The organism is Virgibacillus sp. MSJ-26 (assembly GCF_018918075.1).
Classification (GTDB): domain Bacteria; phylum Bacillota; class Bacilli; order Bacillales; family Amphibacillaceae; genus MSJ-26.
Window position 1 is genome coordinate 38967 of record NZ_JAHLPW010000006.1, and the last position, 15223, is coordinate 54189.

Below are 15223 nucleotides of genomic sequence, written 5' to 3' on the forward strand. Positions count from 1 at the left end.
TTTTAGCTATTATTCTTCATTATTCTCAGAGTCGCCCTCATCGTCAGCTTGATCGTCGTCAAGGTTACTTTCATTTCCATCCTCATCATTATCAACTTCTTCATCATCTTCTTCAGGGACTTGGACGGTTGTTGATTTTGATTCGCCTTTAACGCCATCATTAGCACCTTCTTCGCCAATAGGTGTCACCGTAATTGTGTAGTCTGTGCCTGGGGTGGCGCCACTGACTTCCAGACCATTAGAACTTACCGTTTGTGTTTGACCATTAACATCCACTTCAAAGGAAGCAGTAGGGCCGTTATAACTCCATGACACATCGATAATTGAACTGTCTTCTTTATATTCAGCAGTTAAGTTCTCGACTGATTTCATATCTTCTTGATCTTCTTGATTTTCTTCTTCATCTTCAAGAGATACTTTAGTGGACTTTGGATCACTTCGGCTGTCATCTTTAATGGCGACTACTTGAATCTCATATTCAGAGCCAGATTCTATTTGTTCTATTTCGATGGATTTATCTTCGCTAGTAGAGAGTACTTTCATTTCTCCGCCTTCTGTACTAAGACTAACTTCGAATGATACGTCATCATCATCGTCATAATCCCACTCAGCCTTGATGATATCGTCATCTTCATCATAACTTGCAGAAAGGTTACTGACAGGATCGAGTTTATAAAATTTATCTGATGTTTTCGTTGGCTCTGTTCCTTTGACAAATAGTTCTGTGACAATGTTGGAACTAGGTGTATAGTCACTAGGTAGTGATGCTGGGTTTGATCCTTTTTCAACATCCACCTCTACAACAGAATCAGGCTTTACAAAATCCTTTGTCTCTTTATCTTTAGAGAGTTCTGTCATAATGTTTTTAAATAAAGCATGTGGTATTTTAGTATCAGGTAGTGGGATATTATTATTATTATATCCCGTCCAAATAGCTACTGTATAATTGGTTGTATAGCCTGCAAACCAGGAATCTGGACTGCCATCCACATCTTTTCTGTTTGTGGTTCCTGTTTTTCCAACCACTGGGAGTCCAGGTACATTAGCCTCAGTCCCAGTCCCTTCATTGATAACTGATTTCAACATATCAGTTATCATGTAAGCTGTGTAATCAGCCATTGCTGCTTCTGGTTCCGACTTTAGGTCAATCGTCTTTCCATCAGGAAATTCAACTTTTGTAACAGCATAAGGATCTGAATGAATTCCTTCATTACCAAAGGCTTGATAAGCACCAGCTAACTCTAAAGGTGTTGCAGAAGCTTCTCCTCCTCCAATAGCAGATTGAAGGTTAGCAGATTCTTCAAATCGAAGTCCTAATCCTTCAGCAAACTCTTGTGCTTTAGCAGGGCCGACCTCTTCGATTGTTTTTAATGTCGGCACGTTCAGTGATTGTGTGAGCGCATAACGTGCGCTCATCCATCCTTGATATTGACGGTTCCAATTCCTTACATCTAAGTCAGTGCCTGGTAAACGGTAAGGTTTATCATCATTTAATTGATGGTAAGTAGACCATTTATTATATTCGATAGCAGGAGCATAAGCTAGTAGCGGTTTAAACGTTGAACCAGGTTGACGATGTGCATCTAAGGCATTATTTTTTGTAGCATCGTTACCTCGACTGCCGCCAATTGCTCTGATTTCTCCTGAACTCGTATCTAAAACAACAAGGCCAGTATCCATTTTATGCTCTTTACCTTCTGCATCCGTAACATTTTCTGGATAATTAATAGGGTTATCCTCGCTGTCACTTAATAAGAATTCCACATGAGATTGGGCATCAGGATCAAGTGTTGTATGAACCGTTAAGCCATCTGTATATATATCAGCACCATCGACTTTTTCTTTAATTTCTCGACGTACTTGTTCAATAAAAGCTTCATACTCTTTTGTTTCTGGTTTTTTACCAGCAAGAAGCGATTCAACATCAACTTCACGCGCTTCTTCAGCTTGTTCTTCAGTAATTTTTCCGTGTCTGACCATTAACTTCAAAACGGTATTCATTCGTTCAGCAGTTAAATCTGGGTTTTGATACGGATTATATGCAGACGGTCTTTGGGGCAAACCAGCTAAAATAGCAGCTTCAGGCAGGGTAAGGTCATGTAAATCATCCTTACCAAAATATACTTTTGATGCCTCAGCCACACCATATGCGTTGCTGCCATAGAATATTTTATTTAAATACATTTCTAAAATTTCTTCTTTAGTAAATTTGCGTTCCAATTTTAACGCCAACCATTGTTCTTGAACTTTGAGTTTAATTTTCTTTTCATTTGTTAAAAAAGAGTTTTCAGCTACTTGTTGGGTAATTGTACTAGCACCTTCTGCACCAAATCCACGGGTGAAGTTTGCTTTGATTGCCCCACCAATTCTTCTAATATCAATCCCTGGGTGTTTGAAAAATCTCGAATCCTCGGTTGCAATAACAGCATCTACTAAAACATCGGGTAAATCATCATATTCAATCTTAGTCCTGTTTTCTGCTCCAAGATCTGCAAATGGATCACCATTTATATCTAACAGAGTCGAAGAAAAAGGGTCTGATAATTTTTCAGCGTCAATAGATGGAGCAGTCACAATATAATAAGTAAAGAGAGTTCCAACTCCAACCCCGATTACTAATATTGCAATTAATGCTATTCTCATGATTTTCTTCCAAAGTGGTTTGTCTTTAGTCTTTTGTTGTCTTCTACCCATACGAGATTGGCCTTTTGAACTCATGCATTCATTCCTCCTAGAAATACAGTTGATCAATAACAGATAAATAATCAACTCGTGCTTGGTATTTAAATGGGATAACATAACCTTCAAGTTTTATGTTTTCGTAAGGAATTGACTTCCTTCCATTCTTTTTCATATTATACCAATATGCTAATAAAGCTTCAGTTTTTAGTAAGTAAGTTTCATTATATAAAGAAAATCTAATGATGATAAAACTTATCCCGCCGTGGCGAATAATTGATTCCATATGCTTTACTTGGTGTTCGTGAACATTCGCCAAAGGAAATAATGTTTTATTTTTTGTATCTTTCACCTCAAAATCTATATATCGATTTCGGTAAACTCCATTGTAATCTGTTGTGGAAGCTTGCTTGAAATAAGCTTCAGTTATTTTTGCAGCACTTCGTCTTGGATAATTAACTTTAACAATTTGAACAGGCGTTGGCTTTTTATGTATGATTGCCTTATCCGTATCAAGATAAAATTGATTTGTTGCATTAATATCCTCTTCAAGTGTCATTCCTCTATTTCCATATCCAAGGCGAACGTTAGTGTGAGATGCTGACTTATTCTTACGCTGCCCATTTGGATAATTCATTGAGAGCCCTCCTAACATTTACAGTATCATATCAGAAAAGATAGCAAATGATAACTACTAAACCAAAAATTTAATATAAATGTAGTTTTTTATTAATAAACAAAGAAGATAGTTATCGATTGACCTATAAATGGATTGGTAATGATTATATACATTATATAACAAATGCGTCCTTACGTCATAATCGAGACAATGTTACTCGAACAAAATCGTCTCAGGAGTTTTATATAAAATTCTTGAGATAAGACGGGCTTTACTGGCAAGCGTTGTGTCTCAAAATGCAAGTTGGAATATGACAGACTTATATTTAAACATACTAGGGGAGCGTAAAAGAGCACACTGTCTGAAACGATATATGGTAGATTTATATTTACTCTCTCAATCTTTTGTATATTTTTTAATTCTTTTTCTTCATTTTATCTATCCTTTTAAGTAGTATATACCTTTCTAAAAATAACATAAGTTCTTGACAAACTTTGCCTGTTAACTTCTAGTTTTGTCGATTGAGAAGGAGATTCTATAAACGTAGAGAATAAGGATAATAGCGAAATAATTTATGGATGGGGAGAGACGATGATAATGGTAAAAAATAATATGTGTTACGGTGTTACCAAAGAAAAGTTTGTAGAAGAGTTTGAACAATTAAATCAACAGTTTAGAAAGGTTGAACAAAAGTTATCCGTAAATATCGATTTAGAGATTTTGTCTCGTTTTCAGCAACTCGATAATGCGGTAACTTTTACTATGCAGCCATTAAAACGTATTAAGAATCAACTATATTATGATCGGCATGTTATCCAATCGAATCACTCATATATTAAAGAAGAGTCTGCTTTAGTTTGATTCAGTGCTAATTTTCATTTTAGGTGATAAACTTAACCGTACATCAACTCTATTGAATTAAGAAAGAAGGTCACTTATTATGGAATTAAAAATATTAACTCAACAATTAAAACAGCATTTAAATAAATTGAAAGAAAGATATAATCATCTTGAGCCACCTAAGAACAGAAGGGATAAAGATTTTTTTGAATTAGTAAAAAGAGAAACGACACCTGTTTATAGCTTACTGGAAGAATGGGAAGAAATGGCGTTAGAAAAAGTAAAGGAGAGGGAGATTAACGTTCATCCACAACAAGTAACAAGAACAAGAGAAAATATGGAACTTGTGCTGATGCACAGTTATTATATCGATGCCAGGCGCAAAAGATATATGGAACTTAGTCAATCTGTTCTGTATATATTCGACCAAATTATTAGCGAATTATCCGTGTTAAATAAGTGATTGAAATCGATTTACATTTTGTAATACTTATCTTATAATTACTCTTACAGATGATAAAAAGGGGAAGTCGAGATGCCTAATAAACAATTGATTGAAGAAGCAAAAGCGATTAAAGATGCAGCATATGTGCCTTACTCCAAATTTCCCGTAGGCGCCGCTTTAAGAACAAAATCAGGTCGAATTTTTACAGGTTGTAATATCGAAAATGCTGCTTATCCAGTATCTTGTTGTGCGGAAAGAGTAGCTATATTTAAAGCTATATCAGAAGGTTTTACTGATTTTGATGAAATGGCTGTAGCAGCAGACACTGATCGCCCCGTTCCACCATGTGGTTCCTGTCGGCAAGTTATGAGTGAGTTTTTTCAAAAAGACATGCCTATAACTTTAACAAATTTAAATGGAAAAACGAAAATCGTAACAATGCAGGAGTTGCTGCCGTTTTCATTTGAACCAGAAGACTTGAAATAAAAACTATTTTGATAGAGACCTGATTTCTCAGGTCTCTATTTTAATGTTATAATATAAACTAGAATTTACACATAAAGGGTAATATAAGTAATACACTGATATTATTGAGGTAAAAAAATACTTATTTCATATTTAAAAAATAAGAGGTGTTAATAATGAGTGATCAAATTCAATTAAGCGGCAAACAAATACTTGAAAAAGATTTTAAAACAGCGATGAGAGGTTACAATCAAGAAGAAGTCGATGAATTTCTTGATAAAGTTATAATGGATTATAATGCATTTCAAGAAAAAATTGACACGTTACAAAAAGAAATCGAAAACCTAAAAGAGAACGCAGACCGAACTAAAATGCGTTCAAACAATACGAACCATCAAGTAAACTACGATGTATTAAAACGGCTTTCTAATTTGGAGAAAGAAGTATTCGGACGAAAGCATGTTAATTCAGATTACTAATGTTGTTTAAAAAAATAACGTGTAATTTTCTTTCGGATATGTTATAATAACGAATGTTGATAAATTGAATACTCACGTAATCGCTACATGAAATACTGTAGAGGAAAGTCCATGCTCACACAAACTGAGATGTTTGTAGTGTTCGTGCTTGATCAATTCATAAGTCAAGGTTACCGATATGATGGTAAACGGCAGGGTAATTCCTAAGTCTTAACTGATATGGAAGAGATCCTTGAAAGTGCCACAGTGACGGAGCCAATCTGGAAACATATTGGGTGGAACGAGGTAAACCCCACGAGTGAGCAACCCAAACAAAGGTAGGGGCATCCTTGATTAGGGAATTCAACCGAAAAAGGGGCAAGTTATCGCTTGCAGATAGATGATTACACCTTTAGTACCAGACTGACCATCGCTAGTAGTACAAAAGGACAGAACATGGCTTATCGAGTATTCAATGGTCATAAAGACACACACCTTCCAGTAGTTAATGTACATGGGAAGGTTATTTTTTTACACAAAATTAGGTAATACTAGACATAGAGTTTAAAGCTGAAAGGACAATCATTATGAAACGAGAAGTAACATTAATTGCTACAGCTGCGATGGGACTTGAATCCATTGTTGCAAATGAAGTCAAACAACTCGGATACGACCCAAAAACGGAAAATGGACGCGTGTTGTTCAAAGCCCCCTTAATAGCTATTCCCCGCGCTAATTTATGGCTTAGAAGTGCTGACAGGGTCAAAATTTTTGTAGGGGAACAAAAAGTGACGACTTTTGACGAATTGTTTGAGGCTACCAAAGCTCTTCCATGGGAGGCATTTATAGATGAAACAGGCAAATTCCCTGTGTCTGGTAAATCAGTTAAATCTAAACTTTACAGTGTTTCTGATTGTCAAGCTATCGTAAAAAAGGCTACGGCCGAAAAATTAAAGTTAAAGCATGGGATTGCATCAAAGATGCCTGAGACAGGACAGTTATATAAAATTGAAATAGCTCTGCACAAAGATATAGCAACATGGACAATTGATACTTCGGGAGCTGGGTTGCACAAACGTGGTTATCGTATTGGACAAGGAGAGGCACCTCTTAAAGAAACTTTAGCTGCAGCTTTAATCATGCTTACGAATTGGCAACCAGATGAACCTTTTGTCGACCCTTTTTGTGGCTCGGGAACAATTCCCATAGAAGCTGCATTAATCGGGCAGAATATAGCACCAGGTTTTAACCGAGAGTTTGCTTCTGAAGAGTGGCCTTTTATAAATCATAAGTTATGGGATCAAGCTTTTGAAGAAGCCGAAGATATGGCAAACTATGACCAAGGATTAAACATTACAGGTTCTGATGTTGATCATAATATGATCAAAATTTCGAAGGACAACGCTTTAGAAGCAGGGTTAAGCGACCTAATCTATTGGAAACAGATGCAAGTGAGTGACTTGTCTGTTAAACAAAAGAATGGTTACCTTGTTAGTAATCCACCATATGGACAACGTATAGGAGATAGAGAAGCCGTTAACAAAACATATCAAGAACTAGGTCTAGGGCTTCGCGAACATTCGTCATGGAGTGTTTATATTTTGACTGCTGCAAAAAACTTCGAAAAATATTACGGACAAAAAGCAACTAAAAAAAGAAAACTATTCAATGGTTTCATAGAAACGGACTATTATCAGTATTTTGGCCGAAAAGAAAATAAATAATCGAAGAACAAAAGCACACGCTCTAAGTTTTGAGCGTGTGCTTTCCTTTGCCACCGCTCCTCCTTTGGAACAAGCATAGGAGGTAAAAGTGATAAAAGATAGTAGTTTTTTTCAAAATGTCCTTGACATGGGGTCCACTTTAAGGTTCTTCATTGTTTTTGTTAACAATTAAGAATTTTAATGAATTGTACTCATAATTCTTTTATATACTTTATCCTTATCGAATCCGTTGCCCATTGCAAACTTCTCTAATAAATTATTATTCTCATCTAAGAAGTAAGTAAAAGTAGAATGAATAATATCTCCGGTTCCAGGGTCTCTATACAAAAATCCTAATGCATCAGCAACTTCTTGGGTGTCTTTTTCAGAACTTCTTAGGAAAATCCATCCGTCATCAGGAGAATCTACTTCAAAGCGACTGGCATAGTCTTTTAGGACTTCTTGTGTGTCATCTCGTGGATTAATAGTAATCGTTATAAATTCAATATCATCTCCGAAGACACCTTCTTCCTCCAGTTCATGTCTAAGTTTTGACATTTCTAACGTTGTAGTAGGACAGACATCAGGACAATTAGTATACATGAATTCGATCAATCTAGCTTTTTTGGGCATATCACTAAACGCGTAATCTTCATCAAAGATTGTTTCCATTACGACATCGTCAGGTAATTCAGCACTTCCTGGTCTAATGACCTGTAAATAGTAAACTCCTATTCCTACACCAACAACAAATAATATTGCAAATGAAATATATAATTTCTTCAAGTTTTTTCCTCCTCTATTAATAACCCAAATAAGCGAGAGACATCCTTCTTTACATTAGTATAGAGGGGAGGGGAGAAGCTTCCCCCTATATTACCAGAGTTTGAATCCAGGTGATCCTGGAGGCGCATTTTGAATAATATCGATAAACGGTATAGTATACGCAAATAGAATTAAAGCACATGTCACACCAATCCATAGTTTCCAATTCTCTAATACGGCAGGTGTTGTACCAGATGTTTCACCTTCAACTGCAACAGGGAATTCTTGTTCACCTTTAGGTGCAAAGAATGCTAAGTTAACAAAGATGACTAACATAATGATCATACCAATAAATAGAATGGATCCACCAACAGCTTGAGCAAGTTGGTAAGGACCAAAAGCTGCTGTATCAGCATTACCTAAATACTCTGAGTATGCGGAACGTCGTGGTCCACCTAATAAGCCTTGCCAATGCATAGCGCCTGACATAATAGCCATACCTAATGACCAAACTATTGTTTGAATGATTCCCCATTTATTCATACGGGCGGTTAATGTTCTTCCAGTTAAAGAAGGGATTAACCAATAAGCTAAACCAAAGAATGTCAACATAACAGATGTAGCTGCAGTTAAGTGAAAGTGTCCAGTAACCCAAATTGTATTATGAATAACTTGGTTCATTTGGTTGGAAGCGTTAATTATTCCACCAGCTCCCCCAGGAATAAACCATAACATTCCAATAAATGGGGCTAAGAAACGCGCATCTTTCCATGGCATCTTTTTTATCCATCCAAATAATCCTTTACCGCCTAATTCACGGCCTCTAGCTTCAAATGTTGCGAACAGTGAGAAAGCGGTCATCAGTGATGGAATAACGACTAAAAATGTTAGGACAACTTGAATATATTTCCAAAATGGATCGATTCCAGGTTCAGTAAGCTGGTGGTGAAATCCGACTGGAATAGAGAATAATAGTAATAAAATAAATGATAGACGAGCTAGTGAATCAGAGAATATTTTTCCACCGATAATTTTTGGGATAATAGCGTACCAAGCCATATAAGCAGGTAATAACCAGAAATAAACAAGAGGGTGACCAAAATACCAGAATAGTGTACGACTTACTAGTACATCAATAGAATCAGTAAGTCCTAAAGACCAAGGTATAAACTGAATTAATACCGTTGCAGCTACACCAAGTGTTGCAATTTGCCACATGAGCATGGTGATGACAGACATATAGCTGAGTAGCGGTGTACGTTCACCTGGATTTTCTTTTCTCCATCTGGCATGACGTTTGAAAATAACGAAACCTTCAAACCAGCTCCCTACGATAACCAAGGTCAAGCCAATATAGAATCCTGGATGGGCCATCATTGGAGCATAGAATGTATATAAGACAGAAGCTTCATTTAATAGAATAAATGTAGCTGTAATAACAACCCCAATAGTCATCATCCAAAAACCTATCCAAGCAAATTTTCTTTCTCCCGATGTGTACTTACCAGCTGTTTTACTTTGGGAAGCAAGCATAAATCCTAGTATAAAAAATGTCGTTAAAACTAGACCTAAAATAACACCATGGACTGTTAAAATTTGATAATATCCAATACCTGCTGGTAACTTCAATTTACCAGACCTTTCTAACGTCTGTATCAAACCTGCTGAAGCACCGATGAAAAGAGCTATAAATGCTACATACATATGAGCCATTGCCAATTTGGCATCTTGTGTATTAATACTTCTAATCGATTTTTTTATCATGATTCAACCACCTCAATTGTTGCTGCCATCAAATGGTGACCAGCTCCACAGTATTCATTACATAGTAATGTATATGTTCCGGCATTTTTAAAGGTATTTGTATAAGTGCTAATATAACCTGGTTCTAGCATCATGTTGACATTAGTTCCAGCCAACTCGAAACCATGAATTACATCTTTAGTTGTTACATTAAAGTGAACAGTTGCTCCTTTAGGAATCTCGATGACTTTATCATCACTTCCCACATCATAATTAAAAGCGGACGCAACGATGGTAAGTTGATATTCATCATCACCAATTTGTTTTAAACCTGGCTCATTAAAAGGTTCTGTTTCATCAACCTTGTCTGGATTTAACGTAACCGCACAACTTGGTGGTTGATTCCCCATGTAAAAGGCACTAATTCCGACTATTATCAGGAAAATAAGTAATGTACCAGTTCCGAATAAAAGCCAGACTTTTTCATATTTATGCATATTCATTTGTTTAACTCCCTCCCGTTACTAACGAATTAAGTATAAGATCCAAACACCAACCCAAGATAAAATTAAAAATCCACCTAACAACATTACTGACATAAATGTACCTTTATAATCATTGCCTTTTTCTTTATGAACTTCTTTCTTTTCGATGTGATGCTGAGTTTGAGGATTAGCCAATGTTGTTCACTCCTTTCTGAGTTTGATCATGGTAATAAATATTGATATTTCATTTGAAATAAGTTCTATTTTTATCATACACAATACTGCTATAGTATTTGGTGTTTTTATGGACATTTCACAATTTATTCAATAACGCTTACACGCGCTTATACCACGTTTTATATAACCTTTTGGTTTAAAAAGTATTTGTCTTTTTCATGACGTTTTAATGGATAAAAATTGAAATAAAGCAAAAACTAGCTTAACGAGGTGGAAAGAAATGGCGAATATAAGTTCTGTAGGAGTGGGTATCCCATCCTACGAAATTAAACAAGAAGAAGTAAAAGATTTGGTAAGAAATCTGTTTCCATATTCTAAAAGGAAAATGGATCGACTAATTCCCGTTTTTGATAACGCAAATATTCAAAAAAGACAGTTGGTTGTAGAAAAAGATTGGTTTTTAGAAGAGCATCCATTTGAAGAGAAAAATAATTTATATATGAAGTATGCTGAAGAACAATCATTAAAAGCGATCGACCATTGCCTAGATAATGACAATCATCTTGAATCCTCTATACCCTATAAGGCAATTGATTTACTTGTATATGTATCTAGTACAGGGATTGCAACGCCTTCATTAGATGTGCAAATAATCAACAAAAGGCCTTTTAGAGAGGATATTGCCCGTATGCCACTATGGGGGCTGGGATGTGCCGGGGGAGCGATTGGATTGTCAAGAGTCTATGACTGGATTTCAGCTAATCCGACTAAAACAGCTCTACTTGTTTGTTGCGAATTATGCAGTTTAACCTTTCAAAAAGAAGACGTTAAAAAAAGCAACTTAATAGGTACAGCTCTATTTGGAGATGGTGCCGCAGCCTTATTAGTTATGGGTGAAGACTCATCACACCTTTCTAAGAGTAAAGGGACTCAACCTAAAATAAAACAAGTACATTCCTATACTAAAAAAATAGTATGGATGTTATGGGATGGAAAGTATCTAATACAGGTTTAGAAGTAATATTCTCAAAAAGTATACCTTCTCTTGTAAACTCAATGTGGAAAAAACATGTCCAAGAATTTTTAAACTATCATGGTCTGACGGAACCAGATATCCATTCATTTATTGCTCATCCGGGCGGAAAAAAGGTGCTAGAGGCTATGAAAGAAGCTCTAAATACATCGGTGAATAAACTCAGTCATTCCTATGAAGTATTAAAAAACCACGGAAACATGTCGTCTGTTACCATTTTATATGTTTTAAATGAATGGATGAAAGATTCAATTCCTGATCAATCTTATAGTATTTTGTCAGCTTTAGGACCAGGATTTAGTTCGGAACTTCTTTTACTGGAGTGGATATAAGTATGGCAATATGGATGTGGATGATGCTTCTTATTATTATTAGTCAGCGTTTAGGAGAATTAGTTATTGCTAAAAATAATGAGAAATGGATGAAAGAACGAGGTGGAATAGAGCTTGGGGAAGGCCATTATAAATGGTTTATTATCCTACATGTTTTTTTCTTTGTTAGTTTGTTTTTTGAATCGACTATATACAATCAAGTTAATAGGAGTTTAAATTATTTATTGCTTTTTTTATTCATTGTCACTCAATTAGGACGAGTTTGGTGTATTGCATCATTAGGTCGTTTTTGGAATACAAAAATTATTATCCTTCCAAACGTTACTTTAATAAGGAATGGTCCCTATAAGTATGTCAAACACCCTAATTATATTATAGTAGGGATGGAGCTATTAATTATCCCCTTGATGTTCGGTTCATATATAACAGCGATCGTCTTTCCTGTCTTACACTATATTTTATTGCGTGTACGGATTCCTAAAGAAAATAAGGCTTTAGAAAGTGTATCCCTAAATTAAAACTCTAAAACTTACAATGACACCAAAAAAAGCGGTAATCATAAATGATTACCGCTTTGTATTTTTTTATTTATTTCTTTTCTACATTAGCAGCTTGCGGGCCACGTTCACCTTCAACAATCTCGAAAGTTACTTCTTGACCTTCTTCAAGCGTTTTAAATCCTTCTTCTTGAATAGCGGAATAATGTACGAAAACATCATTTCCCTCTTCAACTTGAATGAAACCATAACCTTTTTCTGCGTTAAACCATTTTACTACTCCGTTTTCCATGTTAAATAAGCCTCCTAAAAACTTTCACGTCAAACGTGTTAATACAAATCAGATATGAAAATAAAAAAGATAAACTGATAATCATTAAAATGAATCATCAGATTGGTGCTTTATGAGCGCATACTTCTTTTTAGTCTCAAATCTTCATTGCTTGCCTTTAATATAGCCCATTTCATAAACTCAGTCAAGATTTTAACATTAAAAAGTAGAACTTTCTCAATATATATTTAACTTTAAGTTTTGCTGTATATTTAATATTGTAAGCGCTTATAAAATGAATAATTATCTGTATAATGTTAAAATAATGATAGAATACCTAGTCAAAATATAAAGGAGTGTACCTTACATATGAAAACAGATATTGAAATTGCTCAACAAGCAACGCTAAAACCAATAAAAGATATCGCTAATCAACTTGGATTATCATCTGAAGATTGGGAGCCATATGGTAATACAAAAGCTAAACTATCTACTGATTTACTAAAAAAATTGGATTCGAAAGAAGATGGAAAAGTTATCTTAGTGACTTCTATTAATCCAACCACGGCAGGAGAAGGAAAATCAACTGTCACTGTGGGGTTAGGCCAAGCATTGAATCGTATAGGGAAAAAAGCGGTCATTGCTTTACGTGAACCATCACTAGGTCCTGTAATGGGATTAAAAGGCGGGGCAGCAGGGGGAGGCAACTCACAAGTTCTACCAATGGAAGATATAAACCTGCACTTTACGGGAGACATCCATGCGATCACCACAGCAAATAATGCGCTCTCTGCTTTAATCGATAACCATATCCAGCGCGGAAATAATCTAAACATTGATCCTAGAAGAGTCGAATGGAAACGAGTAATGGATATGAATGACAGAGCTTTACGTCAAATAGTTGTTGGTTTAGGTGGGCCATTAAGAGGCGTCCCACGAGAAGATGGCTTCAACATAACAGTAGCATCAGAAATCATGGCGGTGTTATGTTTGGCGACGAGCTTAGACGATCTTAAAGAAAGATTAGCAAGAATGGTAGTTGCTTATACTTATGATGAAGAGCCGATTACGGTTAAGGATTTGGCTGTTGAAGGTGCCCTGGCTTTATTACTTAAAGATGCTATGAAACCAAACTTAGTACAAACTATCGAAAATACACCTGCCATTATTCATGGTGGTCCATTTGCCAATATCGCACACGGATGTAATAGTATTATGGCAACTAAAACCGCTTCAAAGTTAGGTGATTATGTTGTCACTGAAGCTGGTTTTGGTGCGGATTTAGGTGCTGAAAAGTTTCTAGATATAAAAACGCGTGCAGGAGATATTGAAACGAATGCTGTCGTCATTGTGGCAACTGTCCGTGCCTTGAAACTACATGGTGGAGTAGATAAGGATAACTTAACTGAAGAAAATGTCGAGGCATTAAAAGCTGGTATGGAAAATCTAGAAAAGCATATTGAAACGATTGAGCAATTTGGTCTACCATTCGTCGTTTCAATTAATAAATTTCCTACAGATACAAAAGCGGAAACTGAATTTATAGAAGAATGGTGCGAGTCAAGAAACGTTCAAGTTGCTCTAACTGATGTTTGGGCTAAGGGAGGAGAAGGCGGTATATCCCTTGCTGAAAAAGTGATTGAAAAAATTGAAGTAGAAGAACGAAACTTTAAGAGAGTGTACGACTTGAACGAAACACTAGAAACTAAAATTAGAAAAATTGCCCAAAAAGTATACGGGGCAGATGATATTGAAATATCACCACAAGCTAAAAAACAAATGATGTTTTATGAACAGCAAGGGTGGGGCAAGTTGCCAATCTGTATGGCTAAAACGCAATATTCCTTATCAGACAATCCAGCACTTACAGGAAGACCAGAGAATTTTACGATTAATATTCGAGAATTACATCCATCGGTTGGTGCAGGGTTTATTGTTGTTTTAACAGGAGATGTTATGACCATGCCAGGATTACCAAAGAAACCAGCGGCTCTTAATATGAATGTCACTAACGATGGAAAAGTGACAGGACTCTTTTAAGTGAAGAAAAAACAACAGTTAGCAAAAATCCACGACTATGTGTATAGGTTATTTCATGATGATAGTACCGGGCATGATTACTATCACATGAGAAGAGTAGCTAAAATGGCCAAGTTTATCTCTAGTGAAGAACACGGAGATACATTCATCTGTGAAGCGGCAGGCTGGCTTCATGATATTGGGGATAAAAAGCTATTTGACACTCCTGATGAGGCAGTAAAAGAAATGAATACTTTTTTAAAGGACATTCAAATTAGTGATCATGAAATCCATCAAATCCAAGTTGCCATGAAGGATGTTTCTTTCAGTAAAGGAGCTAAAACACCTACCACATTGGAAGGGGAAATTGTTCAAGATGCTGATCGTCTTGATGCCCTTGGTGCTATCGGGATTGCTAGAACATTTGCTTTTGGAGGAGCTCGTAATCAATTGATCCACCACCCAGACAAGCATCCCAACACATCCATTCAACACTTTTATGATAAATTATTATTATTAAAAGACAAAATGAATACGAGTACAGGAAAAAGTCTAGCGATGAAAAGACACACCATCATGATGGAATTTTTAGATCACTTTTATGAAGAGTGGGAAGGATAAAAAAAGAAATCGGAATATAACTATCCGAGTGAAAATTAAAGCCGAACGGTGGATAATATTCAATCCAAACG

General features: G+C 35.9%; 17 protein-coding genes and 1 other RNA gene. 11 read left to right on the forward strand and 7 right to left on the reverse strand.

Annotated elements, in window-relative coordinates:
• Positions 1–9: 9 nt before the first annotated feature.
• Positions 10–2718, reverse strand: a complete 2709-nt coding sequence (locus KQI49_RS07215; protein WP_216487702.1) for a transglycosylase domain-containing protein — start codon at positions 2716–2718, stop codon at positions 10–12.
• Between the two features lie 13 nt (positions 2719–2731).
• Positions 2732–3316, reverse strand: coding sequence for a Holliday junction resolvase RecU (gene recU / locus KQI49_RS07220; protein WP_216487703.1), 585 nt, complete (start codon positions 3314–3316; stop codon positions 2732–2734).
• 579 nt (positions 3317–3895) lie between these two features.
• Here recU and KQI49_RS07230 point away from each other — a divergent pair.
• The 6 genes from KQI49_RS07230 to KQI49_RS07255 all read left to right on the forward strand — a co-directional run bounded on the left by KQI49_RS07230 (position 3896) and on the right by KQI49_RS07255 (position 7230).
• Positions 3896–4159 (forward strand): hypothetical protein, encoded by a 264-nt coding sequence (locus tag KQI49_RS07230; protein WP_216487704.1) that lies wholly within the window; start codon positions 3896–3898, stop codon positions 4157–4159.
• A 79-nt stretch (positions 4160–4238) separates the two neighbouring features.
• On the forward strand, positions 4239–4601 hold the full coding sequence (locus tag KQI49_RS07235; RefSeq protein ID WP_216487705.1) for a DUF1798 family protein: 363 nt from the start codon (positions 4239–4241) through the stop codon (positions 4599–4601).
• Between the two features lie 72 nt (positions 4602–4673).
• A complete protein-coding gene (gene cdd / locus KQI49_RS07240) occupies positions 4674–5069 on the forward strand; it encodes a cytidine deaminase (protein WP_216487706.1) in 396 nt (131 codons plus the stop codon).
• Positions 5070–5224: 155 nt separating this feature from the next.
• Positions 5225–5527: a cell division regulator GpsB gene (gpsB, locus tag KQI49_RS07245; protein WP_216487707.1), complete on the forward strand. Its 303-nt coding sequence runs from the start codon at positions 5225–5227 to the stop codon at positions 5525–5527.
• A 68-nt stretch (positions 5528–5595) separates the two neighbouring features.
• Positions 5596–5975, forward strand: an RNA gene (rnpB, locus tag KQI49_RS07250) — RNase P RNA component class B.
• A gap of 118 nt (positions 5976–6093) precedes the next feature.
• The gene (locus KQI49_RS07255) at positions 6094–7230 is read left to right on the forward strand and encodes a THUMP domain-containing class I SAM-dependent RNA methyltransferase (protein WP_216487708.1); all 1137 of its coding nucleotides are present in this window, start codon (positions 6094–6096) and stop codon (positions 7228–7230) included.
• 177 nt (positions 7231–7407) lie between these two features.
• Here the strand turns inward: KQI49_RS07255 and KQI49_RS07260 are convergent, their stop codons facing one another.
• The 4 genes from KQI49_RS07260 to KQI49_RS07275 all read right to left on the reverse strand — a co-directional run bounded on the left by KQI49_RS07260 (position 7408) and on the right by KQI49_RS07275 (position 10397).
• Positions 7408–7995, reverse strand: a complete 588-nt coding sequence (locus KQI49_RS07260) for an SCO family protein (RefSeq protein ID WP_216487709.1) — start codon at positions 7993–7995, stop codon at positions 7408–7410.
• 90 nt (positions 7996–8085) lie between these two features.
• The gene (locus tag KQI49_RS07265) at positions 8086–9738 is read right to left on the reverse strand and encodes a b(o/a)3-type cytochrome-c oxidase subunit 1 (RefSeq protein ID WP_216487710.1); all 1653 of its coding nucleotides are present in this window, start codon (positions 9736–9738) and stop codon (positions 8086–8088) included.
• Positions 9735–10220 carry a cytochrome c oxidase subunit II gene (locus tag KQI49_RS07270; protein WP_216487711.1) on the reverse strand — a complete coding sequence of 162 codons (486 nt, stop codon included), beginning with the start codon at positions 10218–10220 and terminating at the stop codon, positions 9735–9737. The genes KQI49_RS07265 and KQI49_RS07270 overlap by 4 nt, the downstream gene beginning before the upstream one ends.
• Before the next feature lie 21 nt (positions 10221–10241).
• Positions 10242–10397, reverse strand: coding sequence for a cytochrome c oxidase subunit 2A (locus tag KQI49_RS07275; RefSeq protein WP_253286716.1), 156 nt, complete (start codon positions 10395–10397; stop codon positions 10242–10244).
• A 262-nt stretch (positions 10398–10659) separates the two neighbouring features.
• Between KQI49_RS07275 and KQI49_RS07280 the strand changes: the two genes are divergently transcribed.
• The 3 genes from KQI49_RS07280 to KQI49_RS07285 are packed head-to-tail and all read left to right on the forward strand — an operon-like array spanning position 10660 to position 12262.
• Positions 10660–11394: a type III polyketide synthase gene (locus tag KQI49_RS07280; RefSeq protein WP_253286717.1), complete on the forward strand. Its 735-nt coding sequence runs from the start codon at positions 10660–10662 to the stop codon at positions 11392–11394.
• Entirely contained in the window at positions 11364–11744 is a 381-nt protein-coding gene (locus KQI49_RS18555) for a 3-oxoacyl-[acyl-carrier-protein] synthase III C-terminal domain-containing protein (RefSeq protein WP_253286718.1), read from the forward strand. The genes KQI49_RS07280 and KQI49_RS18555 overlap by 31 nt, the downstream gene beginning before the upstream one ends.
• A gap of 2 nt (positions 11745–11746) precedes the next feature.
• On the forward strand, positions 11747–12262 hold the full coding sequence (locus KQI49_RS07285; protein WP_216487712.1) for an isoprenylcysteine carboxyl methyltransferase family protein: 516 nt from the start codon (positions 11747–11749) through the stop codon (positions 12260–12262).
• A gap of 70 nt (positions 12263–12332) precedes the next feature.
• On the opposite strand, the gene KQI49_RS07290 is transcribed toward KQI49_RS07285, so the two are convergent.
• A complete protein-coding gene (locus KQI49_RS07290) occupies positions 12333–12533 on the reverse strand; it encodes a cold-shock protein (protein ID WP_216487713.1) in 201 nt (66 codons plus the stop codon).
• A gap of 348 nt (positions 12534–12881) precedes the next feature.
• On the opposite strand from KQI49_RS07290, the gene KQI49_RS07295 reads away from it, so the two are divergent.
• Together KQI49_RS07295 and KQI49_RS07300 are read left to right on the forward strand one after the other, a co-directional pair.
• Positions 12882–14552 (forward strand): formate--tetrahydrofolate ligase, encoded by a 1671-nt coding sequence (locus tag KQI49_RS07295; protein WP_216487714.1) that lies wholly within the window; start codon positions 12882–12884, stop codon positions 14550–14552.
• On the forward strand, positions 14553–15152 hold the full coding sequence (locus tag KQI49_RS07300) for an HD domain-containing protein (RefSeq protein WP_371817533.1): 600 nt from the start codon (positions 14553–14555) through the stop codon (positions 15150–15152).
• Positions 15153–15223 lie beyond the last annotated feature (71 nt).